Here is a 24,133-nt window from a genome sequence, read left to right as displayed (position 1 = left end):
GCAGGTCTCCTCTGTCGGTCATCATGTTATGGCCCGGCAAAATGGCAGCGCACCGACCGGCCGGGAGAGATCGGGCGCAGGGCTGGGGCCTCGCTGCGGCAGCGGGCCTCGGCCAGCGGGCAGCGGGTATGAAAAGCGCAGCCTTTCGGGCGGCGCAACAGGCCCGGGATCTCGCCTCTGATCGCCAGATCAGCGCGGCGGCGGCGCGGATCGGGATCGGGTTCCGAGGCGATCAGGCTGGCGGTATAGGGATGGAGCGGGCGGGTGAAAATCTCAGCGGTCGGGCCGGTCTCGACCAGAGTGCCGAGATAGAGCACCGCGATGCGGCTGGCGGTATGGCGGATCACGGCGAGGTTATGGCTGATCACCAGAAAGCTGATCGCCTCGGCCTCGCGCAGATCGGCCATCAGGTTCAGGATCTCGCCCTGGATCGAGACATCCAGCCCCGCCGTCGGCTCATCCGCCACCACCAGCGCCGGGCTGAGCGCCAGGGCGCGGGCGGTGCAGACCCGGCGGGCCTGGCCCCCTGAAAGCTCATGCGGATAGCGCGCGGCAATAGCGGCGGGCAGGCCCACCCGGTCGAGCAGGGCAGCGGCGCGGGCGCGGGCCGCACTGCGCGTCATGCCATGGATCTGCATCGGCTCGGCCACCAGATCGCGGATCCGCATCCGCGGCGAGAGCGAGCCGATGGGATCCTGAAACATCATTGCCGCATCGCGCCTGAGCCGGGCGCGGGCCGCCGCAGAGTCAAGGGGCTGGCCGCGAAACTCGAGCCGCCCGGCGCTGGGCGCGATCAGCCCGAGCAGCGCCCGGGCGAGGGTGGTCTTGCCCGAGCCGGATTCGCCGACAAGGCCAAAGCTTTCTCCCGCCGCAATCGACAGCGAAACGCCGCGCAGGATGTTCAGCTTTGGCGCGGGCCCGGGAAGCAGCGCCGAAATCAGCCCGCCAGGCAGGGCGAGATCAATGCCGAGATCATGGGTTTCGATCAGCGCGGTCACGGCGCCACCCGGTGGCAGAGCGCGGCCTGGCTGTCGCTGACCTGCACGCGCGGCGGCGGCTGCAGATGGCAGCGGCTTTCGGCCCGCGCACAGCGCGGCGCGAAAGCGCAGCCCTCTGGCGGGCGGGTCATATCGGGCAGGCGTCCGGCGATCACCGGCAGCCGGATGACCGAGCCGGGTGCCAGATGCGCCGGATCGCAGGCAATCAGCGCTTCGGTATAGGGGTGGCGCGGATTGTGATAGATCTCATCCGCCGTACCTTCTTCCACCACTTCACCGGCGTAAAGCACATAGACCCGGTCGCAGAGCTCTCCCACCACGCCGAGATGATGGGTGATGATGACAATCGCGCCGTGATATTCATCGCGCAGCCCGCGCAGCAGATGGATGATCTGCGCCTCCATCGTTACATCCAGCGCCGTGGTCGGCTCATCCGCGATCAGCAGTTCGGGGCTGACCAGCAAAGCGGCGGCAATGGCGGCGCGCTGGCGCATCCCGCCCGAGAGCTCATGCAGGCAGCGCTGCATCGCCAGCCCGGGATCGGGCAGGCCGACCCGGGCCAGCATGGCCTCGGCTTTTGCCTGCCGGGCGCGGCGTGACAGGGCGGAGCGGTGCTGAAAATCGATCAGCTGTGCGCCGAGTGTCAGTACCGGGTTAAAGGCCGACATCGGATCCTGAAAGATCATCGCGATCCGGTCGCCGCGCAGCCGGCGCCGCCCCTCTTCGGGCATGGCCAGCAGATCGGCACCGCTGATGCGCACCGCCCCCGAGAGCCTGGCCCCTTCCGGCGGCAGGCCGATCAGTGCCGAGGCCAGTGAGGATTTGCCGCAGCCGGATTCGCCGACAATCCCCACCACCTCTCCGGCGCGCGCGGTCAGCGAAACCTGCCGCACCGCCTGCAAGGGGCCATAGGATAAAGACAGGTTTTCGACGCTCAGAATTTCGCTCACCGGACCCTCACCTGCAGTTTCGGATCCAGCGCATCGCGTAGCCCTTCGCCGAGGAAGGTAAAGCCGATGGTCGACAGGATCAGCGGAATGCCCCCGGCGATGACCAGCAGGGGCTGCTGCCGCAGGCTGGTATAGCCGTCATACAGGATATTACCCCAGGAGGGGGTTGGCGGTTTCACCCCGAGGTTCAGATAGGAAAGCCCGGCCTCAAGCATGATGACGACGGGCACATCCATCGACAGCAGGATTACCAGCGGTCCGACCACATTCGGCATCAGATGGCGCAGCAGGATCCTGGTATGCGAGGCGCCCATCACCCGCTCGGCCTCGATATAATCGGCAGTCTTCAGGCTCAGCGTCTGGGCGCGGATCAGCCGCGCATAGCCCGGCACCGAAATCACCACGATCACCAGCATCAGGGTAAAGGTGCCCGGCCCGAGCACGGTGATCACGGCAAGGGCGAACATGATCATCGGCAGCGAGGAGAGGCTGTCGAGGATCAGGACCAGCAGGCCGTCAAACCAGCGCGGTCCATAGCCCGCGATCATGCCAAGCACCAGCCCGATGGCCCCGGCAAGGCCGGTGGCGGTCAGCGCAATCGCCAGAGCGGTCCGGCTGCCCCAGATCAGCCGCGACAGCGTATCGCGCCCCAGCTGATCGGTTCCGGCCCAATGCGCCAGCGAGACGCCTTCGAGCTTTGCTTTCACATTGATCTTCAGCGGGTCATAGGGGGCGATCCAGGGTGCAGCGAGGGCGATCAGCACAAAGGCCAGCACCAGGATCAGGCCCAGCCTGCCCATCCTCTCTGCCAGCAGGCGGCGGAGGAGGCCGGGCGCGCCCGGGGCTGGCAGCTCCTGCCCGGGCAGGAGTTGGTCAGGAAGGGGATCAGCCACGGAAGACATCGCGCACCCTCGGATCAAGCCGGGCGATCAGCAGATCGGCGGCGGTGACGATGACAAGATAAAAGCCGGTCATGAACAAAACCGTGCCCATCACCACCGGATAATTGCGCTTGGCCACGGCCGAGGTGATCAGCGAGCCGATCCCGGGGCGCGAGAATACGGTTTCGACAAAGACCGCCGAGGACAGGATCGAGCCAAAGCCGACCGCAAGAATGGCCAGTGTCGGGATAATCGCCAGGCGCAGGGCATAGAGCGCGACAATCCGGGTTTCGGACAGGCCAAAGGCGCGGGCGGTGCGGATATGCGCCGCCCCCATCACCTCCAGCATCGAGGCCCGCACGAGGCGTGCCAGATAGCCGACCCAGGTGATGCCGATGGCAAAAGCGGGCAGGATCACCGCGCGGATCTGGCTGCCGATATCGCCCGGCGTTCCCGCCCCGATGGCTGGCAGCCAGTTCAGCCAGACCGCGAAGATCACCAGCGAATAAAGCGCGATCACGAATGAGGGCACGGCGATCATCGAGACTGACAAAAGCCCGAGGATGCTGTCGATCAGCGTGCCGCGCCAGACCACCGCCAGACAGCCGAGCGGGATGCCGGTCAGAATGGCGAAAGACATGGCGACGATGCCGAGGAAGAGCGTATTGGGAAAGACCTCAAGGATCTGCTCCAGCACCGGGCGGCCGGACCAGACATCATAGCCCAGATCGCCGCTGAAGGCATTGGCAAAGAAATTCCAGACCTGGATATGCAGCGGCTGATCAAGGCCCATCCGGGCAATCAGGCTGGCCTTCAGCTCGGGCGTGGCGCGCGGCCCCAGTGCCAGCGAGGCCGGATCGCCCGGCACCAGAAACACCATCGCATACATGGCCAGCATGACCGTGCAGAGGATCACCAGCGCAAGGCCGATGCGTTTCATCGCATAGGCTAGCACGCGTCACCTCCGCGAGGCAGCGGGTCGGGATCGGCTTCACAGATGATCACGCGCGATCCTCTCATCCCAGCGGCGGGTGAAAAACTCCTCGCCGTTTTCCTTCAGCGACACTTCAAATTCGATGCGGAAATGCGTGGCATCGCAGCTGAGGCGGCCGGTGCTTAAGTGTTCGGCCACCATATCGGGCCGGGTGATGGTGATATGATATCGGGTTTCGCAGCAGGCCGAGAGCGGATCGCCATCGGTGATACGGTAGCGCGCCAGCCCCTCGGCGCGGTGGGTCTGGCGGATATCGGGCATTTCGGTCTCGCCGGTCCAGCGCGGGAAATCGACCACCATTTCGCCGGACAGCAGATCATGGCTGACCCGGCGTTTGACCCCGGTCTCAACCGGGCGCCAGGTATGGGGCGTATTTTCGGCTGCCTCGGGCGGATCGAAGGGCCGCAGGGCCTGCTCTTCCCCGGGCCTTGGCGGGCGGACCGGCAGGCTCAGCCAGCTTTCCCCGCTGCGGATCTGCAGGGTGGCGGGCCGGGGCGAGGGCCAGGCGATGGGCCAGTAATTTGTCGAGAGCGACAAAGCGAGGCGATGCCCGGCGGGAATAGCGCAGGCGATGTCATCCATCTCGACCCGCAGGCTGACCGGCTGGCCCGGGATCAGCGCCTCGGGCCATTCAGCGCTGTTGCGATGGGTCAGGTTCAAAAGGCCAATGCCGATCCGGGTTGAGGAGCCGTCGGGGGCGACATCATTCAGCCGCGCCGCGATCAGGGCGAGCGGCTGGTCCGAATGCAGACGCAATTCCACCACCGGCGCGCCGAGCAGTTCGTTCCTTTCGGCCAGGGGATCGGTCAGGAAAACCAGGCTGCCCGCATCATCCATGCGCTGATCGGTGGCCCATTCGGCATCATTGCCATAGCGCCCGATTTCGCCTGCCGCAGCCCCCACCCAGAGCGGCGAGTTCAGGGCCAGATCTTTTGCCTCGCCCGCCTTCGCGCGCAGCCGGTGATCCGCGCCAAGGCTCAGCCGCAGGGCAGTGATGCCGGGCGAGGGCCAGCAGGGTTCCGAGACCCAGCGGCCGGGGCGGCTGGTATAGCAGGTCCGGGGCGGCACCGGCTCCTGCATCCAGACCCGGTACATCGGCTCATTCATAATGCCGGTGTCGCGATCCTTCATCCAGTGATCACACCAGCGCAACACCTCCTGCAGCCAGCCGATGGCGGGCCCGACCGTCACATCATAGGGATAAGAATGCGCCCAGGGGCCGATCAGCCCGAGGCGCGGCACGCTCAGCCCGGCCAGCAGGCGCGGGATGCTTTCCGAGTAATTATCGGCCCAGCCCGAGACGGCATAGACCGGCACCCGGATGGCGCTGAAATCCTCGCAGACCGAGCCCTGTTTCCAGTAATCATCGCGGCGCTGATGTTGCAGCCAGGTCAGGATCCAGGGGCTGTTTGCCTCGGCGCGCGCCTGCCACATCTGCCGCCAGGCCGGGCCCTGCAGCGCCGGATCGGGCGGCAGGTCATTCTGAGCGAACATGGTCGAGGACCAGTCGAATTCATCTTTCGACAGGCAGCCGCCGATGCGGTGTATATCGGTGGCAAAACGGTCATCGGTCGAGCCGACGGTGATCACGCTGACCAGGCCTTCCGGCTGGCGCGCGGCGATCTGCAGCCCGTTAAACCCGCCCCAGGAAATGCCGATCATCGTCACTTTCGGCTCGGCCCAGTCCTGGCGGCAGATCCAGGCGATCAGCGCGCAGCCATCGAGCTGTTCCTGTACCGAATATTCATCGGTGATAATGCCGCTGCTTTCGCCGGTGCCCCGGATATCAACGCGCAGACAGGCATAGCCATGCCCGGCCAGCCAGGCGTGCAGGGCATTGTCGCGGGTGCGGGTGCCGTCATGCTTGCGGTAGGGCAGATATTCGAGCACCACCGGAACCGGCCCGGCGCCTTCCGGCAGCCAGAGCTTTGCCGCGAGCCGCGTCCCGTCCTCAAGCGTGATGAACAGGTTTTCAACAATGCGGACCGGATAGGGAAACTGGCTGCGTATTTTCATGCGTTGGCCTCGTCCTGTTGTGCAAGCATGTAACAAGAATTTAGCTGCGACAACAAAAATATCAGCCAGAGGTCAATTATATCGGAGCAGGCACAGAGCGGCGATTGCCGCAGAATTTCTCTTGACCGGAAGATTTGGCCATATCTACTATACGATCATTCAATAAGGATCAGCGCATGACCCAGGCCTCTGCCCGCAATCCGCGTTATGATATCCTGTTTGAGCCGGTGAAAATCGGCCCGAAACTGGCAAAGAACCGGTTTTTTCAGGTGCCCCATGCCAGCGGCATGACCAATGCGGCGCCGCATGTGCGCGCCGCGTTTCGTGCGATGAAGGCCGAAGGCGGCTGGGGTGTGGTGGCGACCGGGGCCTGTTCGGTCGATCCGAGCTCGGATGACAGTCCCTTCCCCTGTGCCACGCTCTGGGATCAGGCCGATATCCGCTCCCATGCGGTGATGACCGAAGCCGCACATGCGCATGGCGCGCTGGCGGCGGTTGAACTGTGGCATGGCGGGGCGATTGCGATGAACCGCACCAGCCGGATGACCGCGCTGTCGCCCTCGGGCATTCCCTGGATGGCCAGCCATGTCGGCTTCATGTCCTCGGCCCGGCCCCGGGCCATGGATGAGGCCGATATAAAAGATCTGATCCGCTGGCATGCCGAGGCGGCCAGGCGGGCCGAACAGGCCGGTTTTGACATTGCCTATGTCTATGCTGGCATGGGCTATCTGCCCTATCAGTTCCTGATGCCGGAATATAACCGGCGCCAGGATCAGTGGGGCGGCAGCCTGCGCAACCGGGTGCGGCTGACTGAGGCGCTGATTGATGCGGTGCGTGAGGCGACCGGGGGGCGGCTGGCCGTGGCTTTGCGCATTTCGCTGCAGGAATTGCGCGCCCGCCCTTCGGATCATGCCGAGAGCGAGGCGCATGAGGTGATCAGCCTGCTGAAAGACGCGCCCGATCTGTTTGACGTGAAGATGGATTACTCGGTCACTGACTGCGCCGTCTCGCGCTATTCACCCGAGGGCAGCCATGAGCCGGTGATCGGTTTCGTCAAAAGCCTGACCGATAAGCCGGTGGTGGGGGTGGGGCGCTTTACCTCGCCCGAGACCATGGTCTCGATGCTGCGGCGGGGCGTGCTCGATCTGATCGGCGGCGCGCGGCCCTCGATCGCCGATCCCTTCCTGCCCAATAAAATCAGCGAGGGGCGTGAGGAGGAGATCCGCGAATGTATCGGCTGCAATATGTGTATCTCTTCCTGGCATGACGGGGTCTGGGTGCGCTGTACGCAGAACCCGACTGCGGGCGAGGAATGGCGGCGGGGCTGGCATCCCGAGATCATCCGCAAGGACCGCGAGGGCCAGGTTCTGGTCGTTGGCGGCGGCCCTTCGGGGATGGAGGCGGCGCTGACCCTGGCGAAACGCGGCTTTGAGGTGGCGCTGGCCGATGGCGCGCGCGACTTCGGGGGCCGGCTGCGCTTTGAGGCCAGCCTGCCGGGGCTCAGCGCCTGGAACCGGGTGACCGAATACCGGATGGGGCGGCTGCGGCAGATGACAAATGTCACGCTCTATCCCGAAAGCCCGCTGAGCGCGGCGGATGTGCTGGAGTTCGGCGCCGATCATGTGGTGATCGCCACCGGCGCGCGCTGGCAGCCGGTGACCTGTGCCGCCAATGAGCTGCCCGCAGGCGAGATCCTTGCCCCAAGGGTCTATACGCCCGAGGATCTGGCGGCAGGGGTGCAGATTGAGGGGCCGGTCGTCGTGTTTGATTACGACAATTACTATATGGGTTCGGCCATTGCCGAACTCCTGGCCGGCCAGGGCCTCGCGGTCACCTATGTCACCAATGCCGGGGCAGCGGCGGGCTGGGGCATCATGACCAATGAACAGCCGCTGGTGCATCAGTCTTTCGCCGCCAAAGGCATTGCCTACCGCACGCTGGAGGTGGTGAGCGGTTTTGACGGCGAGGCCGTGAGGCTGGCGCAGATCTATTCCGGGGCTGAGACCAGCCTCGCGGCACGGGCGCTGGTGATCGTCGGGCTGCGCCGGGGCGAGCGCGGGCTATATGAGGAGCTGCAGGCCCGGGCGGGCGAAGCAGGCGCGGTGAAAAGCCTGTATCTGACCGGTGACGCCAATGCGCCAGGCGCGCTGGTCCATGCGATCTATCAGGGCCATAAAACCGGGCGCGAGCTGGGGCTTGCTGCCAATGAAATCATCATTCGCCGCGATGCGCCTTTTGCGCCGCGTGATTTCCAGATGCCGGAGGCCGCCGAATGAGTGCCGAGACCCCCCGCCGCGGACGCCGGGGCAGCCGCGCCCAGGCTGGGCTGAACCAGCCCCCCTTTGGTCAGGTCGAGCGGCTCTATGCGCCGGTGGAGGTGTTGAGCGCGGATCAGGTCGAGCAGATTCACCGCGCCGCTCTGCGCCTGCTGGCGGTCACCGGGATGCGCATTCTCGAATCCGGTGCGCGGGCGCTCTATAAAGCGGCGGGCTGCGAGGTCAGCGGCGAGGATGTGCGCTTTCCCGAAGGGCTGGTTGAGGCGCGCCTTGCTACCGTTCCGGCGCGCTTTACCCTGCGCGCCCGCAATCCGGCCCGGAACCTGACGCTGGGCGGCGGCGCGCATATCTATGCCTCGGTCGGAGGTCCGGCCTATGTGATGGATAATGAGCGCGGGCGGCGCGATGGCAGCTATGCCGAGATGTGCGACTTCCTGCGCCTCGTACAAAGCCTGAATGTGCTGCATCAGGAGGGGGGCGGGCCGTTCGAGCCGCTCGACCTGCCCGCCGCAACCCGCCATCTCGATATTTACCACGCCCAGGTGACGCTGCTTGATAAATGCTGGCAAAACCAGACGCTGGGGCGGCTGCGCACCATGGATGGGATTGAGATCCAGGCCATGGCGCTGGGCCTGAAGCTTGAGGAAATGGCCGCCACGCCCTCGCTGATGGGGATCATCAACACCAATTCGCCGCTGCAGCTTGATATTCCGATGGCCGAGGGGCTGATCGCCATGGCCGAGCATGGCCAGGTGAATGTGATCACCCCCTTTACCCTTGCCGGGGCGATGAGCCCTGTCACCCTCGCAGGCGCGCTGATGCAGCAGCATGCCGAGGCCATGGCCGGGATCGTGCTGACCCAGATCGTGCGGCCCGGCGTGCCGGTGCTCTATGGCGGCTTTACCTCTAATGTCGATATGCGCTCGGGCGCGCCTGCCTTTGGCACACCGGAATATACCAAGGCGGCCCAGGCCTCGGGTCAGCTGGCGCGGCGGATCGGCGTGCCCTTCCGCTCCTCGAATGTCTGCGCCGCGAATGAGGTTGATGCCCAGGCCGCCTACGAGTCGCAGATGGCGCTCTGGGGTGCGGTGACCGGCGGGGCGCATCTGATCAACCATGCGGCGGGCTGGCTGCAGGGCGGGCTGACGGCAAGCTTTGAGAAGCTGATCCTCGATGCCGAAATGCTGCAGATGATGGAAGCCTGGCTCACCCCGATTGAGGTCAGCGAGGCCGCGCTGGCGCTGGATGTGGTGGCCGAAGTGGGGCCAGGCGGGCATTTCTTTGGCACCGATCACACAATGGCCCGCTATGAGCGCGCCTTTTACGCGCCGCTTTTGTCAAACTGGGACAATCATCCGCAATGGCTCGAACGTGGCGGGGTCGAGGCCCGGGCGCGTGCCGGGCAGATCTGGAAGCAGATGCTGGCCGATTATGAACAGCCTGCCCTGGATCCGGGCATTGCCGAAGAGCTGGAGGCCTTCATCCGGCGTCGCAAGGCCGAGGGCGGCGCTCCGATGAACTGAGCCCCGGGGGGCCGCCTTGCCTGGCTGCCCAGGGCGGCAGCGCAGCAAAAAGCCCGCCTCTGCACTCAGGCAGAGGCGGGCTGATTTTTACCGGGGCCGGCCCGGGCAGCCGGGCGGTGTGATCAGGCGGGCGGGGCGAAGAACCGGCGCACCCGCCTGATGGTTCAGGCCAGGTAGCTGTCGACCACCCTTTGCACCATCGGCGCGTAATAGGGGAAGGAGGGGGTCTTCATTCCGGCAATCTTGCCCTGATCATCATAGCGGCGCACTTTGACGATATCGGCGAAATGCGGGTTCTGCTCGAAAGCGGCGATCTCAGCGGCCGACATCGGCCCGCCCTGCAGCTTCAGCGAATGGATCGAGGCCTCGGAGAGATCGTTGAAATAGGCCGGATCGGTGGCGCAGATATAGCGCTTTGCGGCCACATGTTCGCGCACGCAATCGACGACCAGCTTCGGGAAGAACCGCTCCAGCACCTTTGCCCCTGCCTCCTCATGATGGCGGTCATGGGTATCCTCCATCGAGAAGGTGCCGAATTCGCTGGTGAAATGGCCGATGTCATGCAGCAGGGCGGCGACGATGATGATCTCGCTCTCGCCCTTCGCCTCGGCAAGGGCGGCGCCCTGCAGCATATGTTCGGCCATGGTCACCGGCTCGCCCAGATATTCCTCATCGCCGCGCCGCTCAAAGATCGAGGCGAGGAAGGGCACGATGCTGTCGCGGTTCAGGGCGTCGATCGGCTGGGTCATGGTCTCGCTGCTCATTCTGCGGCGCCTTTCATCTGTTCCATCGCGGCAAGGGTCGAGAGCAGCCCGTCCTTATCGGCATAGCAGCCCTGGAACCAGCGCGTGCCGGTGCCGGAATAGGCCTTGCGGGCATGCAGCACCCGGGTGTTATCAACCACAAAGCTTTCGCCCGGATCGAGGCGGAACGAGACCTCGCCCGCCGGATCATCGATCAGTTCGCCGAGGCGGCGATAGGCGGCGTAATAATCCGCCATATCCGCATAGGGCACATCGGTGATCGCTGCGGCCGAGCGGTTGTTAAAGCGGATCCCGATCATTTCGCCATCGGGCGCCAGCTCGATCATCGGCCGGCGCGAGCGCAGGCAGATCCCATCCGATCCGGCATATTCAAACCGGGCGCAGTAGCGGGCCAGCAGATCAAAGCCGCGCGGGTTTTCGGCGCGCAGGCGTTCGGCGGCGCGGAAACCATCGACCACCATATTCTCGCCGCCCGCCGCCGAGCTTTCGAGGCAATAAAGGATCTGCAGCGTCGGCACCGGATCGCGATAGGGATTGTCGGTATGGGCCTGCAGCCCCAGCCCGGTATAGGCGAGATTGGTGGGGTTGACCTCGGTGCGCACCTCAAAATGGCGGCCGTAATTGGTCTCGCGCACATAGCCGAACAGGGCGGCCACATCAAAGAGCGCGCCGTCGCGGACCGGGCCATGGGTGATCTTGCCAAAGCCATAGCGGCGCATGGCGAAAAGCCAGGCCCGCAAAGCCGCCGGATCGCTTTGCAGCGCCCGGAAATCGCCGGTGGGCACCGCCGCCATCAGCCCGGCATCCCAGGTCTCGATCCAGGGCGCGGTCCAGCCGGGGCTGTGCCCGGCCGGGCGGTCATAGGCATTCTCGTTCAGCCAGGCCAGATCATAGGCAATCGGCGCGGTCTCATGGGCAAATTGCAGCATCAGCGCGCCGCCCGACAGCGCGGCATGGGTGATCCGGCAATCGGCGGGGATCTCGCCAAGAGTGATCAGCCGCTGGCCATTGCCGGGCGCGCGCGTCGCCGCATCCCAGGCATTGTCGCGCAGCCAGACCGCGTGGAAGCGCAGCCGCCCCGCAGCCCCTGTCAGCGCCAGCGCGGCGCCCCCATCAAGGATTTCGACCTGCTCTCTGGCTGTCATCTGGCGGCTCCGCTGTGGATCATGGCTCTGGACAGCAGGCCGCAATATCGACATTAATTCAAACAATATAATATTACATTAAGGGCCAGAAAATCTAATGACGGATGCCAGCCGCGATCTGCCCCCGCTCGACTGGATCCGGGTGTTTGAGACCGCGGCCCGGCATCTGAATTTCAGCGCCGCCGCCAGCGAGCTCGGGCTGACCCAGGCGGCGGTCAGCCAGACCATCCGCAAGCTCGAGTTGCGGATCGGGGCCCAGCTGTTCAACCGTCATCCAAGGGGGGTCTCGCTCTCGACCCAGGGCGAGGCCTGGCTGCCGCCGGTGCAGCTGGCTCTGCGCCAGCTCGGGCGCAGCACCGCCGATCTCTTTGCCGCGCCGCGCCGCAAGGTGGTGATTGCCGCGCCTGCCTCGATGACCGGGCTCTGGCTGATCCCGCGTCTGGCGCGGATCAGTCAGGCGCTGCCGCAGCTGCAGATCCAGTGCGAGACCATCCACCAGCTCAGCGATGCGGCGCGGATCGATGCCGATTTTGAGCTGCGCTATGGTGCGGGGCTCTGGCCAGGCCGGGCGGCGGTGCCGGTGTTTCGCGAGGCGCTTTTGCCGATGGCGGCGCCGGAGCTGATGACCCCGGGCAGGGCCTGGCGCGATCTGCCGCTGATTGCCACTTCCGGCCCGCGTCCGGGCTGGCAGGAATGGGTCGCGGCCCGGGGCGGGGCGGCACCGCTGCCGCGGCTGCGTTTCGACACCTTTATGCAAAGCCTGCAGGCGGCACTGGCCGGGGCCGGGGTGCTGCTCGGCTCGCTGCCGCTTGCCGCCGCGGCGCTGGAAGAGGGCAGGCTGGTCCTGCTGGCCGATCAGCCGCTCGGGACCGGCGAGGGCTACTGGATCACCTGGCCTGAGACCGCCGCGCCGTTTCGCGAAAAGGCCCGGCTGCTCGATCTGCTGCTCGCCCCGGCGCGGGCGGGGGGCGGGGATGAAAGCATCGGGGCCCGGCTCTGAGCAGGGGCCCGGTGCGCAGCCCCCTTCCCATGTGCCCGATCCTGCGCCAGACTGAGGCACAGACCTATCGCGGAAGGGGAGGCTGCGTCAGATGTGTGAGATCTTTGCCAGGCAGGATCCGGGCCGCTATCAGCCGGTGACGCGGCGGATCCGGCTGAACGGCCAGAGCACCTCGGTGCGGCTCGAGGCGGTGTTCTGGGATATCCTTGATGAGATTGCCCGCGAACAGGGCGAATCCACCGGGTCGTTCCTCTCAACCTTGCACCGTGAAGTGCTTGAATATTATGGCGAGCCGCTGAATTTCGCCTCGCTTTTGCGCTGCAGCTGCCTCGCCCGGATGGAGGCCAGGCTGGGCATGGCCCAGGCGCCGGGCGCGGCCCTGCGCCGTATCGCCTGAGGCTCGCGGCAGGGCAGAGAGGCTGGCTGGCGAGGCCTGTCGCGCCCCGCCCGCCCGTGGTGCTTACAGGCTGTTTTGCTCCAGCGCCCCGGCGATGAACTCGGCCTGACGGATGGCCAGCGCCACGATGGTCAGGGTCGGGTTTTCGGCCGCGCCAGAGGTGAACTGGCTGCCATCCGAGATGAAGAGATTGGCAATATCATGGGTCTGGCCATGTTTATTGCACACCCCGTCACGCGGATTTTCCGACATGCGGTTGGTGCCGAGGTTATGGGTCGAAGGATAGGGCGGGGTCGGCAGGGTCCGGGTCGCCCCGGCGGCGCGGTAGATCGCCTCGCCCTGGGCATAGGCATGGTTGCGCATCGCAATATCATTCGGGTGATCGGTGAAATGCACATTCGCCGCCGGAATGCCCCACTGGTCTTTCACCGTCGATGAAAGGGTGACGCGATTGGTCTCCTGGGGCATATCCTCGCCGACGATCCACATTCCGGCCATGTTTTCATAGCCATCCATGGCCGAGGTGAAGCTGCGCCCCCAGCCGCCCGGATCGAGGAAGGCCGCCATGAAGGGAATGCCAAGGCCCAGGGTCTCGAGCTCATAGCCACCGACAAAGCCGCGCGAAGGGTCGAGGCGGGCCTCGTCCTGGACAATCCCGGCCATGGTGGTGCCGCGCCACATCCGCACCGGCTTTTCAAACACGCCGTAAACCGAGCCGGTGACATGGCGCATATAGTTGCGCCCGACCTGGCCCGAGGAATTGGCCAGACCATCGGGGTATTTCTCTGAGGCCGAGTTCAGCAGGAGGCGCGGGCTTTCAATCGAATTCCCCGCAACGCAGACCACGCGGGCCTTCTGGAAATGCTCCTTGCCGTCCTTATCGACATAGAGCACGCCGGTGACGCGGCCCTCGGCATCATGTTCGATCCGTTTGGCATGGCTGTGATCGCGCACTTCCAGATTGCCGGTCGCCTCGCCGCGCGGAATATCGGTATAGGCGGCAGACCATTTTGCGCCCCATTTACAGCCCTGGAAGCAGAAACCGGTCTGCTGGCAGGCGCTCCGCTCGTCATAATCAACCGAATTGATCGCCATGCGGCCGGTATGGACCTCTTTATAGCCAAGCGCTTTCGCGCCCTTTTCCAGCACTTTGAAGTTGTTATTGCCGGGCAGGCCGGGGCGGTCGCCGGTGCGGGTCACGCCCAGCTTGGCTTCGGCCTTTTCATACCAGGGCGCCATTTCCGCGCCATCGATCGGCCAGTCGAGCAGATTTGCCCCATCGACATGACCATAATTGCTGCGCGGCTTCCATTCATGATCCTGAAAGCGCAGCGAGGCCCCGGCCCAGTGAATCGATGTGCCGCCCACCGCTTTGACAATCCAGGCCGGCAAGCCGGGGAAATCAGTCGCCACGCGCCAGTCGCCCGAGGTGGTGCGGGCATCGGTCCAGGCCAGCTGGCCGAAACTGTCCCATTCGTCATTGATATAATCTTCGGGCAGATAGCGCCCGCCGGCCTCAAGCGCGACGACTTTCACGCCTTTCTGTGCCAGCTCATTGGCAAGCACACCTCCGCCCGAGCCGGTGCCGATGATGAGGACGACCGAGTCGTCATTCAGATCGAATTTCGCAACCATGTCTCGTCCTCCGCCTTAAAGCCAGTTGATGTCGTCAAAGCCGCGGCTGATATAGCCGCCCTTGCTGAAGGACTCGCCCTCATAGCCAAAGATCGGCCAGACCGCTTTCTGGTTATAAAGCCCGGTGACAAGCCCGCCGCGGATCTGCTGGAAGAAGGCAGTTTTCTCTAGGCTCTGCAGGATTTTTACCCGGTCGGCCTCCCAGCCTGCGGCGGCGTAACCGCCAAAGCCTGCCGCCTCAGCCGTTGCATTGAGCATGGCGATCCCCGCCTCGATCCCCGGTGCCGCTTCGGCCGTGTCATAGCCTTTAACGGCGATGACGTAATATTCGTCGGAGATGCGGTCATGGGGGTAGATATCGCGCGCCATCTGCACAAGCGTGGCAAAGGTCTCGGGCTTTATCGCGCTGGCTTCATAGGCCCAGGCAGCATCAGGGGCGGCGATAAAACCGGCGCCGATGATCATGCCGGCGCTGGCGGCAAAACTGCGGGAAATGAGCTGACGACGGGTCAGCCCCTGCCGCGCGGACGGGGTTGTCATGGTCTCTCCTCCTTGCTGTTATGGCTGGGAGTTGTCCCCGCGCGGCTCCTCTTCCGCACAGGGCTCAGCCGGTCGTCTTTTTATTTTAAAGGTAACGGCCTGCGCGCTGCAGAACCTCAATCTGATAGCCATCGGGATCGGCGATAAAGAAGAAGCGCGCGATCACCTCACCCGCCGGGGCGAAATCGACCAGTTTGCGCGGCGCAAGGCCCGCGGCTTCGAGCCGGGCATGTTCGGCCGTCACATCGCTGACCGAGACCGCCAGATGGCCATAGCCATCGCCGATATTATAGGGCTCGCTGCGGTCCTTATTGACCGTCAGTTCCAGCTCGAAGCTGCTTTCCTCATTGGCCAGATAGATCAGCGTGAACCCCGGGAAATCGAGACGTTCCACGGTTTTCAGTCCGAAAGCGGTCTCATAGAAAGCAAGCGAGCGCGCCTCGTCGAACACGCGGATCATCGAATGGATCATTTTAGCCATGTCAGCTCCTGGTCTTTGGGTCAGAAGACGGCAGTTTTTTACCGCCCGGGTAGTATCATGTTACCGGAGACAGAATTCCGGTGCCGGTCTCCTGGGCAGCCGGGGCGGGGGATGCAAGCGCTGCTCCGGGCGGATGCCGGAAAGTTCAGGCCAGACAGTCCAGGCGGTGGCAGAGATTTCCGGCTTTGAGCGCAAGGAACGGGGTGAGGGCGGGCGCTGATCGCGCTAGGGTGATGCCCGTATCACCCGTCTCAGCCCCCGGATCCGCCCATGACCATTTCTGACACCCCGAGTGAAAGCGATCTGCGCTGGAGCCAGGTGCTGAACCGCGCCGGGGGGGATTTTGTCTACGCCGTGCGATCGACCGGGGTTTATTGCCGCCCCTCCTGCCCGTCACGGCGGCCGAAGCGCGAGAATGTCGGCTTTTATGCCGGGCCGGATCAGGCCGAGGCCGCAGGCTTCCGGCCCTGCCGGCGCTGCCATCCGCGCGGCGTCGCGCTGGAACAGGCCAATGCGGCGCTGATTGACGCGGCCTGCCGCCGGATTGAGGCGGCAGAGGCGCCGGTCCGGCTGAAAGATTTGGCGGCAGAGATCGGGCTTTCGCCGTTTTACCTGCACCGGCTGTTTCGCGCCCGGACCGGGCTGACGCCCAAGGAATGGGAAAAGGCGGCACGGGCCAGACGGCTGCGCGCCGGGCTGGCCCAGGGTAGCGTCACCGGGGCAATCCATGCGGCGGGCTATGCGACGGCCAGCCGCTTTTACGCAGAGGCAGAGGAGGTGCTGGGCATGACAGCAAGCGCACATAAATCCGGCGGGGCCGGCGAAGAGATCCGCTTTGCCATTGCAAAGACCCGGCTCGGCGCTCTGCTGGCGGCGGAAAGCGCGACCGGGATCTGCGCGATCTCGCTCGGCGATGATCCCGCAGCCCTGCTCGGGGAATTGCAGCGCCAGTTCCCCAAGGCGCGGCTGATCGGCGATGATCCGGGCTTTGCCGCGCGTCTCGCTCAGGTCGCGGCCCTGGTCGAGGCGCCGGGCGGGGGGCTGGATCTGGCGCTGGATCTGCGCGGCACCGCCTTTCAGCGCCAGGTCTGGCAGGCTTTGCGCCAGATCCCGCCGGGCGCGACGCTGAGCTATGCCCGGCTTGCCGAAGCGGTTGGCCTGCCGAAAGCGGTCCGGGCGGTGGCCGGGGCCTGCGCGGCGAATAAGCTGGCCATCGCCGTGCCCTGCCACCGCATCCTGCGCAGCGACGGCGGGCTTTCGGGCTATCGCTGGGGGGTAGAGCGCAAGCGCGACCTGCTCCGCCGCGAAAAGGACGGCGCGGGCTGAGGCGGCGCGGTGAGGTTTCCGGCGGGACAGGCATGGCCTGACCGGGCGCGGTATAGCTCTGGTCCGGTCTTCACGCCGGACCAGAGCCTGGGCAAAGCTCAGGTCGCGCGCATACGGCGCGCCACCTTCCAGATTGCCAGCAGGGCCAGCAGCGGGGCGAGGGTGAAGAGGGTGAACAGCCAGAAGGCGGCAGAGGCAGTGCCCGCGACGCCGCCCGGGCTGGTCAGCCCGGCGAAATTCACCACCATGCCGGCGAGCGCCGAGCCAAGCGCGGCGGTGAAAAGCTGCACCGTGGTGATCGAGGCCGAGGCGAGATCAGCCTCATCCTCGGGCGCGGCATGCAGCACAGCGGTCAGCAGATGCGGCCAGGCAAAGCCAACGCCAAAGCCGACGAGGGCGAGGCCAAGGGTCATCGGCGCGAGCAGGAGCAGCGCCCCATGCGAGGGGGCGGGCATCAGCACTGCGAGGATCACCATGCCGCAGGCCGAGAGGACCGGGCCAAGCAGGATCACCCGCGGCACCGAAGCTCTGCGCACGCCTGAGGAGCAGATCGACCCCACGGTCCAGCCTGCCGCCATCAGCGCGGCGATATAACCGGCGGAGAGCGGGCTCTGATCGTGCAGAACCTGCAGGAACAGCGGGATAAACACCTCGTTCGAGGTGACGCCGATGCTGAGCAGAGACATGGTGCCAAACAGGGCTGCCAGAGCCGAGCCGGGGGTGAAGCTGCCGCGCGGGAACAGCCTGACCTGACCGCTCCGCTCGCACAGGATCAGTGCCGCGAGCAGGGCAAAGGCGAGGGCGACCCCGGCTGCCGCTTCGGCCGGGCTGCTCCGGGTTGAGGCGACGGAAAGCGCCAGCACGCTGGCCGTCATCACCCCGAGCTGCAAGAGCGGCAGCGGCCCATGCGTCCGGCGCGGCCCGCCATCACGCGGCAGGGCCTGCCAGGCCAGCAGCGCAAACAGCCCGGTCAGCGGCAGCATCGACCAGAAAGCGGCCCGCCAGGCATCCAGCTCTGCGAAAATCCCGCCAAGCGCCGGGCCGATCAGCGTCGCCACCCCCCACATTCCCGAGACCAGCGCCATGGCGCGGGGCCAGAGGCCGGGGCTATAGACGATGCGGATCATCGCATAGGTCAGCGCCAGCAAAACCCCGCCGCCCGCGCCCTGAACCGCGCGGGCGACCAGCAAGGCAGGCATGCTGGGGGCAAGGGCGCAGGCGGTGGTGCCGAGGGCAAAGATCAGCGCCGCCAGCACATAGGCGCGGCGCGGGCCACTGGCACTCAGCACCCGGGTGGCAAGCGCCGAGCCGATGATCGAGGCCACGACGAAGACCGTGGTATTCCAGGCGTAGTAGTCAATGCCGCCGATTTCTTTGACCACCGAGGGCAGGATGGTGGTGGCGACGAAAACATTCACCGCATGCAGCGCGACGCCGCCGGCCAGGGCGATCGATCGCGCGCCATTGCCCCCCGCAAGCAGGGCGCTCCAGCCGGTATTTTCTGATGACATGCGCCGTCTCCGCGCCAGATGCGACTGCCCCGGAGGGGCTGCCTGAACCGGCTCACTCGCTGCTGAAAGTTCCGGCAGACCGCTTACGCCTGGTGGCTGGCAGAGTAAAGCGGGCGCGGCGACCTGCGCTGCTGGCCGCTATGGCATTGGCCGGCCAGGCTGCGCCCGGCCAATGCCAGTTTCAGGCTGGCCCGGTCAGGGGCGCATATGGCGCACGCGCGCGCTCCATTCGATTGCTGCGGCATGCAGCCGGTCGATCTGCAGCTCTTCGCGCATTTCCTCAAGCATCCGCAGCTCCTCCTGGCTGTGCCGGCCATCCGAGGTGATCACATCGCAGGCGAGCGCATAGGCGGTTTCGCGCAGCCGCTCGGGCAGGGCGGCGCGGATCAGGCCAAAGAAGGCATCGAGCCCGTCCTCAACCTCAAAGAGATCAAACACCACCTGGGTGACGCGGCGCATCCGGTCGGGATCATAGCCCGCGAAGACCGGCATCAGATTGACCATGCTCTGGATTGCGACCAGTTCAGCGGTCCGCATATCCTGATCCGAGGCCGAAGAGGCGATCATCACTGCCAGCAAGGCATCCTGGGCCGAGAGAGAGGGGGGGGCCGTTTCTGTCATGCGTCACTCCATAGGCACCTGGCTCGGCGAAGCCGGCTCAGCGCGGCAGGCTAGCGCCCGTGGGTGAACAGAGCAAGCGTCGGCCCGGTCCGGGCGGGCGGCTGCCGGATCAGCCGGAAGGCGCGGGACCTGGCCCCGAAACCGGCGGATTGCCGGGTTCATCTGCCGCGAAAGCCTGAGGCCGCATTGACGCGCTCCCGTTGCGACACTAGACGGGCTTCTGCCCGCTGCCTCTGGCGGGACGAAATTGCCGGCACGGGGCCGGTCTTCTCACCGAAAAGGATATTCTCATGTCTGCGCTTCGCGATGCGGCAATGAAATCGAAGGCATGGCCTTTCGAAGAGGCACGCGCGCTGCTCAAACGTTATGAGAAGAAGGCGCCGGAAAAGGGCTATATCCTGTTCGAGACCGGCTATGGCCCCTCGGGTCTGCCGCATATCGGCACTTTTGGTGAGGTTGCCCGCACCACGATGATCCGCCGCGCTTTTGAGGCGCTCTCGGATATTCCGACCCGGCTGATCTGCTTCTCGGATGATCTCGACGGCATGCGCAAAGTGCCCGAGAATGTGCCGAACCAGGAGCTGCTGAAGGCCAATATCCAGAAGCCGCTGACCAGCGTCCCGGATCCCTTTGGCGAGTTTGAGAGCTTTGGCCATCATAACAACGCCATGCTGCGCCGCTTCCTCGATACTTTCGGTTTTGACTATGAATTCTATTCCTCGACCGAATTCTATGGCTCGGGCCAGTTTGATGCGGTGCTGAAGCTCTGTGTCGAGCGCTATGATGCGATCATGGAGATCATGCTGGCGAGCCTGCGTGAAGAGCGTCAGCAGAGCTATTCCTGCTTCCTGCCGATCCATCCCGAAACCGGCCGCGTGCTTTACGTGCCGATGAAAAAGGTCTGCAAAGAGACCTATACCATCACCTTCGATGATGAAGACGGCAGGGAATGGACCCTTCCGGTCACCGGCGGCAAGGTTAAGCTGCAGTGGAAGCCTGATTTCGGCGCCCGCTGGGCGGCGCTGGATGTCGATTTCGAAATGTATGGTAAGGACCATTCGACCAATACACCGATCTATGACGGCATCTGCAAAGTGCTGGGCGGCCGCGCGCCGAACCACTTTACCTATGAGCTGTTCCTCGATTTCGAAGGCCAGAAAATCTCGAAATCCAAGGGCAATGGCCTGACGATTGACGAATGGCTGAGCTATGCCTCGGCCGAGTCGCTGTCTTACTTCATGTATCAGAAGCCCAAGACCGCCAAGCGGCTGTGGTGGGATGTGATCCCGAAGGCGGTTGATGAATATCATCAGCAGCTGAAGGCCTATCCCGATCAGACCATCGAACAGCAGGTCAATAACCCGGTCTGGCATATCCATAACGGCAATCCGCCGAAATCGACCATGGTGGTGCCTTTCGCCATGCTGCTGAACCTGGCCTCGGTTGCCGGGGCCAAGGATGCGGCAGGCCTCTGGGGCTTTATCAAACGCTATGCGCCGGAGGCTTCGCCCGAGGCCAATCCCGATCTCGACGCTGCGGCTGGTTTTGCGCTGAAATACTTCCAGGATAAAATCGCGCCGACCCGGAGCTTCCGCCTGCCGGATGCTAAGGAGCGCGCGGCAATGGAAGATCTGAAGGCGCGCTTTGCCGCCTTCACCGGCCCGGAAGAGGGCCAGGCCGAGGATGAGGCTCTGCAGTCGATCACCTTCGCGGTCGGCAAAGAACATGGGTTCGAGAATCTGCGCGACTGGTTCAAGGCGCTCTATGAGGTCTTCCTCGGGGCCTCTGAAGGCCCGCGTTTTGGTGGCTTCGCCGCGCTTTACGGTGTGAAAGAAACCGTGGCGCTGATTGAGCGCGGCCTCGCGGGCGAGCTGGCGGGCTAAGCCCCGGTACCAGTTTGTAAATCAGCGGAAAGGGGGGCTTTGGCCCCCCTTTTTCGTTGCGCGGGGCATCCTGGCAGCGCCCTCTCCCTGCGCAGGGCGTTAACTCCGCCTGCCTTAGTGACGATCTGCGGCTGCGCGGGTCAGATCAGGAGGTTCAGCAATGACGAAAGCGATCACAGAGGGGCTGGCGCTGATGCCCTTGCCCTTTGCCTCAGGGCTGGCGAACTGGTCGAGCCTGAATGGCCGTCCCGGCGATCCGGGCTATGCCGGGCAGCCCAATGCCGGGCTGGTGACGGGGGATGTGGATTTCGGCAGCTGTCTTGAGCTGCAGAAGACCAGTTCCACCCAGCGGATCCGCGCTTTTGCCCAGACGCCCCTGCGCGCCGATATGATGCTGAAAGTCTCGGTGCGGCTGAAGGCGGTGGCGGGCAATCTGCCCTCGGCCCGGATCGCGGCCTGGGCGGGGAATGCCTCGGGCAGCAATGTCGGCGCGGTGCCGCAGACCGCGGCTGCGGTGACGCTGGCCAGCTATGGCCAGGTGGTGACGCTGAGCGCGATCATCGCCGCGGGCAATCGCAGCGGTGTTGATCTGGTCTGGGGGGCTGAGCCGGTCTTTGCCCATATTGGCCTTGATCTGACCGGAGCGAATGGCGGCACGGTCCGGATTGAGGATATCCGGGTCGAGGATGTCACCCTCTACTGGCTGCGCGATATGCTCGATCTGGTCGATGTGCGCGATCATGGGGCAAAGGGCGATGGGGTTAGCAATGATCTCGCCGCCTTTCAGCGCGCCGATGCGGCGGCGGCGGGGCGCAGCCTTCTGGTGCCTGCGGGCAGCTTTGCCCTGAACGGCAATCTCACCATCGCCGCACCGATCCGCTTTGTCGGCACCCTTGTGATGCCCGCCGCCAATCGCCTGGTGCTGACCCGCAATTTTGATCTCGAAACCTATTCGCGGGCCTTTGGCGGGGATACGCCGGGCTTTCGCCGCGCGCTGCAGGCTTTGTTCTATTTCAGCGATCATGTCAGCTTTGATATGTCGGGCCGCCGGGTCGAGCTGGACGCGCCGCTCGATATTGCCGCGCTCTCTGGCCAGAGCAGTTTCTCCACCCGCCGGGTCTTGCGCAATGGCGCGCTGAATGCTGTCGCCTCGACCGCCTGGAATACCGAGGCCTTTACCGCAAGCGGCACCTATAACCCCGCCACCAGCCATACCCGGCTGACCGGCGTGACCAGTCTCGCCAATATCCCGGTCGGCGCGCTGGTTGAGGGGGCAGGGGTCGGGCGCGAGGTCTATGTGCGCTCAAAGAATGTCGGCGCGGGCTGGCTTGAGCTGTCTCAGCCGCTGTATGGCGGGGCGGGCACCCGCAGCTACAGCTTCCGTCGCTTTAAATATATGCTTGATTTCAGTGCCTTCTCTTTGCTCTCGCGCTTCGAGATCAAGGATGTCGAGTTCAATTGTGAGGGCATCGCCTCAGGCGTGATGCTGCCCGCGACCGGGTCGGTGAACCGCTTTCAGGATTGTCTGTTCAACCGCCCGCGCGAGCGCGCCATCTCCAGCGCCGGCACCGGCTGTCAGGGCATTATGGTCGATCACTGTCAGTTCCATTCGGATGAGCAGTCGACGCCGTCGCAAAACCGCCGCACGATTGCGCTGAACGTCAATGCCAATGACGCCAAGATCCGCAACAACCGTGTGGTGCGTTTCCGCCATTTTGCGGTGCTGAACGGCACATCGCATATGATCCAGTCGAACCATTTCTTCCAGGGCGATGATGAGACGGCCGGCCTGCGCCTTGCCGGGATCATTCTGACCCAGACCAATGTGGCGACGGTGATCACCGGCAATTACGTCGATAACTGCTTTATCGAATGGGGTAATGAGCATGATGCCCAGCCCGAGTTTAACAATGAGTTTTCCTTCGGCGGGCTGAATATCACCGGCAATATTTTCATTGCCTCGGATGTCTCTCCGGCGTTTCGCTGGCTGGTGGTCAAACCCTATGGGCCGGGGCATTTTCTCAATGGCTTTGCCATGGAGAACAACAGTTTCCGGGTGTTCAATGCCACGATTGAGCGGGTCGAGCGCCAGGACAACAGCCTGGCCACGCTGGATTTTGCCCGCTCGCGGGATGTGCGGATACAGGGCAATACCTTCAATCAGGTCAGCCAGTCGATCAGCAATCCGCTGCTGATCAGCCATGTGCAGAACACCGCCGCCGAGACCTGGACGGTGGATGGCGCGGGTTTCATTCCCTTTGGCGGGCGGATCCGCATGGTCGAGGCGGTGCAGAGCGAGACCGCGCTCACCAATGCCGCCAATGTCGCGCGCTATATCGCGCCGAGCGCCTGGCCGGGTCAGGGGACGGGGGGCAATCAGGTCACTCTGCGCTGGGGCGAGGCGGTGAAAGGCCGGGCGGTGGTGCGGATGCGGATGGATCTGCCGGTCTGAACAGGGCCGCAGATGTCGGGCTCTGCGCCTCGCGAATCATTTTATTGCGCGGCGGATTTCCCGCTGCGCTGCCGGCGCTTTTTGCCAGCGGGTGCGAGGGCGGATTTTCCGCTCTCGCTTTGCCGTTCTGACGCTCGCGCTCCGGGCGCGGCTATACGGCTTTGAAAAGGCGGTGCAAACCGGAGTCTGTCAGAAATTATTTACAAAATTCACATTTTTAAAGTGAATAAATTTACAGAAAAACAACACTAAATAAGGGGTTTACTGAAAAATTGACGAAGCGTTAGACTGCCCCAAAGCGCGAGGCTGCACCCATTGTCTGACAGATTGGTCGGGCAGGCGCGGCCTTTACGGACCTGGGGGGGACGCGATGAAAGATCAGCCGGATACGAAGACCCTTTACCCGCCATCGGCGGCATTTGTGGCGGGGTCGCATCTTGATGCGGCGGGCTATGCGTCGCGTTATGCGCATTCGGTTGATGCGCCTGAGGCTTTCTGGGGCGAGGAAGGGCTGCGGCTCGACTGGATCCGGCCCTATACGAAGGTGAAGAACACCTCTTTCGCGCCGGGCGCGGTTTCGATCCGCTGGTATGAGGACGGCATTCTCAACGTTGCCGCCAATTGCATCGACCGCCATCTGATCGACCGCGCTGAGCAGACCGCGATCATCTGGGAGCCGGATGATCCGGCGGAACCGGCGAAACATATCAGCTATCGCGAATTGCTCGAACAGGTGTCGC

The 24,133-nt window shown here is 64.5% G+C and carries 20 protein-coding genes; 8 read left to right on the top strand and 12 right to left on the bottom strand.

From position 1 onward, the window contains the following. Nucleotides 1-26: 26 nt before the first annotated feature. The 5 genes from H0485_RS18680 to H0485_RS18660 are packed head-to-tail and all read right to left on the bottom strand — an operon-like array spanning nt 27 to nt 5,839. On the bottom strand, nt 27-998 hold the full coding sequence (locus H0485_RS18680; RefSeq protein ID WP_226937439.1) for an oligopeptide/dipeptide ABC transporter ATP-binding protein: 972 nt from the start codon (nt 996-998) through the stop codon (nt 27-29). Then, on the bottom strand, nt 995-1,948 hold the full coding sequence (locus H0485_RS18675) for an ABC transporter ATP-binding protein (RefSeq protein ID WP_226937438.1): 954 nt from the start codon (nt 1,946-1,948) through the stop codon (nt 995-997). The genes H0485_RS18680 and H0485_RS18675 overlap by 4 nt, the downstream gene beginning before the upstream one ends. Next, entirely contained in the window at nt 1,945-2,850 is a 906-nt protein-coding gene (locus tag H0485_RS18670) for an ABC transporter permease (RefSeq protein WP_435531520.1), read from the bottom strand. The genes H0485_RS18675 and H0485_RS18670 overlap by 4 nt, the downstream gene beginning before the upstream one ends. After that, complete coding sequence (locus H0485_RS18665) at nt 2,834-3,784, bottom strand: ABC transporter permease (RefSeq protein ID WP_226937437.1); 951 nt, start codon at nt 3,782-3,784, stop codon at nt 2,834-2,836. The genes H0485_RS18670 and H0485_RS18665 overlap by 17 nt, the downstream gene beginning before the upstream one ends. Before the next feature lie 36 nt (nt 3,785-3,820). After that, a complete protein-coding gene (locus tag H0485_RS18660) occupies nt 3,821-5,839 on the bottom strand; it encodes a CocE/NonD family hydrolase (protein ID WP_226937436.1) in 2,019 nt (672 codons plus the stop codon). A gap of 176 nt (nt 5,840-6,015) precedes the next feature. On the opposite strand from H0485_RS18660, the gene H0485_RS18655 reads away from it, so the two are divergent. Both H0485_RS18655 and H0485_RS18650 read left to right on the top strand, forming a co-directional pair. Then, on the top strand, nt 6,016-8,115 hold the full coding sequence (locus H0485_RS18655; RefSeq protein ID WP_226937435.1) for an oxidoreductase: 2,100 nt from the start codon (nt 6,016-6,018) through the stop codon (nt 8,113-8,115). Beyond that, on the top strand, nt 8,112-9,638 hold the full coding sequence (locus H0485_RS18650; RefSeq protein WP_226937434.1) for a trimethylamine methyltransferase family protein: 1,527 nt from the start codon (nt 8,112-8,114) through the stop codon (nt 9,636-9,638). Before H0485_RS18655 ends, H0485_RS18650 begins: the two co-directional genes overlap by 4 nt. Before the next feature lie 164 nt (nt 9,639-9,802). Here H0485_RS18650 and tmpB read toward each other — a convergent pair whose 3' ends face one another. After that, nucleotides 9,803-10,387: a (R)-1-hydroxy-2-trimethylaminoethylphosphonate oxygenase gene (gene tmpB, locus H0485_RS18645; RefSeq protein WP_226937450.1), complete on the bottom strand. Its 585-nt coding sequence runs from the start codon at nt 10,385-10,387 to the stop codon at nt 9,803-9,805. A gap of 11 nt (nt 10,388-10,398) precedes the next feature. Further along, complete coding sequence (gene tmpA / locus H0485_RS18640) at nt 10,399-11,547, bottom strand: 2-trimethylaminoethylphosphonate dioxygenase (RefSeq protein ID WP_226937433.1); 1,149 nt, start codon at nt 11,545-11,547, stop codon at nt 10,399-10,401. A 97-nt stretch (nt 11,548-11,644) separates the two neighbouring features. Here tmpA and H0485_RS18635 point away from each other — a divergent pair, with 97 nt between their 5' ends. Then, nucleotides 11,645-12,547 (top strand): LysR family transcriptional regulator, encoded by a 903-nt coding sequence (locus tag H0485_RS18635; RefSeq protein WP_226937432.1) that lies wholly within the window; start codon nt 11,645-11,647, stop codon nt 12,545-12,547. A gap of 91 nt (nt 12,548-12,638) precedes the next feature. After that, a complete protein-coding gene (locus H0485_RS18630; protein WP_226937431.1) occupies nt 12,639-12,944 on the top strand; it encodes a ribbon-helix-helix domain-containing protein in 306 nt (101 codons plus the stop codon). Nucleotides 12,945-13,007: 63 nt separating this feature from the next. Here the strand turns inward: H0485_RS18630 and H0485_RS18625 are convergent, their stop codons facing one another. The 3 genes from H0485_RS18625 to H0485_RS18615 form a co-directional block, all read right to left on the bottom strand. Beyond that, nucleotides 13,008-14,579, bottom strand: coding sequence for a GMC family oxidoreductase (locus H0485_RS18625; RefSeq protein WP_226937430.1), 1,572 nt, complete (start codon nt 14,577-14,579; stop codon nt 13,008-13,010). A 15-nt stretch (nt 14,580-14,594) separates the two neighbouring features. Beyond that, nucleotides 14,595-15,119, bottom strand: a complete 525-nt coding sequence (locus tag H0485_RS18620; RefSeq protein ID WP_226937429.1) for a Twin-arginine translocation pathway signal — start codon at nt 15,117-15,119, stop codon at nt 14,595-14,597. 85 nt (nt 15,120-15,204) lie between these two features. Next, nucleotides 15,205-15,600, bottom strand: a complete 396-nt coding sequence (locus H0485_RS18615; protein ID WP_226937428.1) for a VOC family protein — start codon at nt 15,598-15,600, stop codon at nt 15,205-15,207. Nucleotides 15,601-15,870: 270 nt separating this feature from the next. On the opposite strand from H0485_RS18615, the gene ada reads away from it, so the two are divergent. Then, complete coding sequence (gene ada / locus H0485_RS18610) at nt 15,871-16,926, top strand: bifunctional DNA-binding transcriptional regulator/O6-methylguanine-DNA methyltransferase Ada (RefSeq protein ID WP_226937427.1); 1,056 nt, start codon at nt 15,871-15,873, stop codon at nt 16,924-16,926. A gap of 98 nt (nt 16,927-17,024) precedes the next feature. On the opposite strand, the gene H0485_RS18605 is transcribed toward ada, so the two are convergent. Together H0485_RS18605 and H0485_RS18600 are read right to left on the bottom strand one after the other, a co-directional pair. After that, nucleotides 17,025-18,437, bottom strand: coding sequence for an MFS transporter (locus tag H0485_RS18605; RefSeq protein ID WP_226937426.1), 1,413 nt, complete (start codon nt 18,435-18,437; stop codon nt 17,025-17,027). Nucleotides 18,438-18,632: 195 nt separating this feature from the next. After that, the gene (locus tag H0485_RS18600; RefSeq protein WP_226937425.1) at nt 18,633-19,058 is read right to left on the bottom strand and encodes a tellurite resistance TerB family protein; all 426 of its coding nucleotides are present in this window, start codon (nt 19,056-19,058) and stop codon (nt 18,633-18,635) included. A 290-nt stretch (nt 19,059-19,348) separates the two neighbouring features. Between H0485_RS18600 and H0485_RS18595 the strand changes: the two genes are divergently transcribed. The 3 genes from H0485_RS18595 to H0485_RS18585 all read left to right on the top strand — a co-directional run. Then, complete coding sequence (locus H0485_RS18595; protein ID WP_226937424.1) at nt 19,349-20,941, top strand: lysine--tRNA ligase; 1,593 nt, start codon at nt 19,349-19,351, stop codon at nt 20,939-20,941. 160 nt (nt 20,942-21,101) lie between these two features. After that, nucleotides 21,102-23,393 (top strand): right-handed parallel beta-helix repeat-containing protein, encoded by a 2,292-nt coding sequence (locus H0485_RS18590; protein WP_226937423.1) that lies wholly within the window; start codon nt 21,102-21,104, stop codon nt 23,391-23,393. Between the two features lie 370 nt (nt 23,394-23,763). Then, the coding region (locus H0485_RS18585) for an acetyl-coenzyme A synthetase N-terminal domain-containing protein (RefSeq protein WP_290427263.1) at nt 23,764-24,133 on the top strand (370 nt) is incomplete at its 3' end.

Source organism: Pseudogemmobacter faecipullorum, from assembly GCF_020539525.1.
Classification (GTDB): domain Bacteria; phylum Pseudomonadota; class Alphaproteobacteria; order Rhodobacterales; family Rhodobacteraceae; genus Pseudogemmobacter; species Pseudogemmobacter faecipullorum.
Note: the sequence above shows the minus strand (reverse complement) of the source record. Positions and strands in the feature narration are given on the sequence as shown.

What these genes read in the sequence shown, in the direction of transcription:
- H0485_RS18670 (WP_435531520.1), bottom strand. Translation starts at nt 2,850, where the DNA reads ATGTCTTCCGTGGCTGATCCCCTTCCTGACCAACTCCTGCCCGGGCAG.
- H0485_RS18660 (WP_226937436.1), bottom strand. Translation starts at nt 5,839, where the DNA reads ATGAAAATACGCAGCCAGTTTCCCTATCCGGTCCGCATTGTTGAAAAC.
- H0485_RS18655 (WP_226937435.1), top strand. Translation starts at nt 6,016, where the DNA reads ATGACCCAGGCCTCTGCCCGCAATCCGCGTTATGATATCCTGTTTGAG.
- H0485_RS18650 (WP_226937434.1), top strand. Translation starts at nt 8,112, where the DNA reads ATGAGTGCCGAGACCCCCCGCCGCGGACGCCGGGGCAGCCGCGCCCAG.
- tmpB (WP_226937450.1), bottom strand. Translation starts at nt 10,387, where the DNA reads ATGACCCAGCCGATCGACGCCCTGAACCGCGACAGCATCGTGCCCTTC.
- tmpA (WP_226937433.1), bottom strand. Translation starts at nt 11,547, where the DNA reads ATGACAGCCAGAGAGCAGGTCGAAATCCTTGATGGGGGCGCCGCGCTG.
- H0485_RS18635 (WP_226937432.1), top strand. Translation starts at nt 11,645, where the DNA reads ATGACGGATGCCAGCCGCGATCTGCCCCCGCTCGACTGGATCCGGGTG.
- H0485_RS18630 (WP_226937431.1), top strand. Translation starts at nt 12,639, where the DNA reads ATGTGTGAGATCTTTGCCAGGCAGGATCCGGGCCGCTATCAGCCGGTG.
- H0485_RS18625 (WP_226937430.1), bottom strand. Translation starts at nt 14,579, where the DNA reads ATGGTTGCGAAATTCGATCTGAATGACGACTCGGTCGTCCTCATCATC.
- H0485_RS18620 (WP_226937429.1), bottom strand. Translation starts at nt 15,119, where the DNA reads ATGACAACCCCGTCCGCGCGGCAGGGGCTGACCCGTCGTCAGCTCATT.
- H0485_RS18615 (WP_226937428.1), bottom strand. Translation starts at nt 15,600, where the DNA reads ATGGCTAAAATGATCCATTCGATGATCCGCGTGTTCGACGAGGCGCGC.
- ada (WP_226937427.1), top strand. Translation starts at nt 15,871, where the DNA reads ATGACCATTTCTGACACCCCGAGTGAAAGCGATCTGCGCTGGAGCCAG.
- H0485_RS18605 (WP_226937426.1), bottom strand. Translation starts at nt 18,437, where the DNA reads ATGTCATCAGAAAATACCGGCTGGAGCGCCCTGCTTGCGGGGGGCAAT.
- H0485_RS18600 (WP_226937425.1), bottom strand. Translation starts at nt 19,058, where the DNA reads ATGACAGAAACGGCCCCCCCCTCTCTCTCGGCCCAGGATGCCTTGCTG.
- H0485_RS18595 (WP_226937424.1), top strand. Translation starts at nt 19,349, where the DNA reads ATGTCTGCGCTTCGCGATGCGGCAATGAAATCGAAGGCATGGCCTTTC.
- H0485_RS18590 (WP_226937423.1), top strand. Translation starts at nt 21,102, where the DNA reads ATGACGAAAGCGATCACAGAGGGGCTGGCGCTGATGCCCTTGCCCTTT.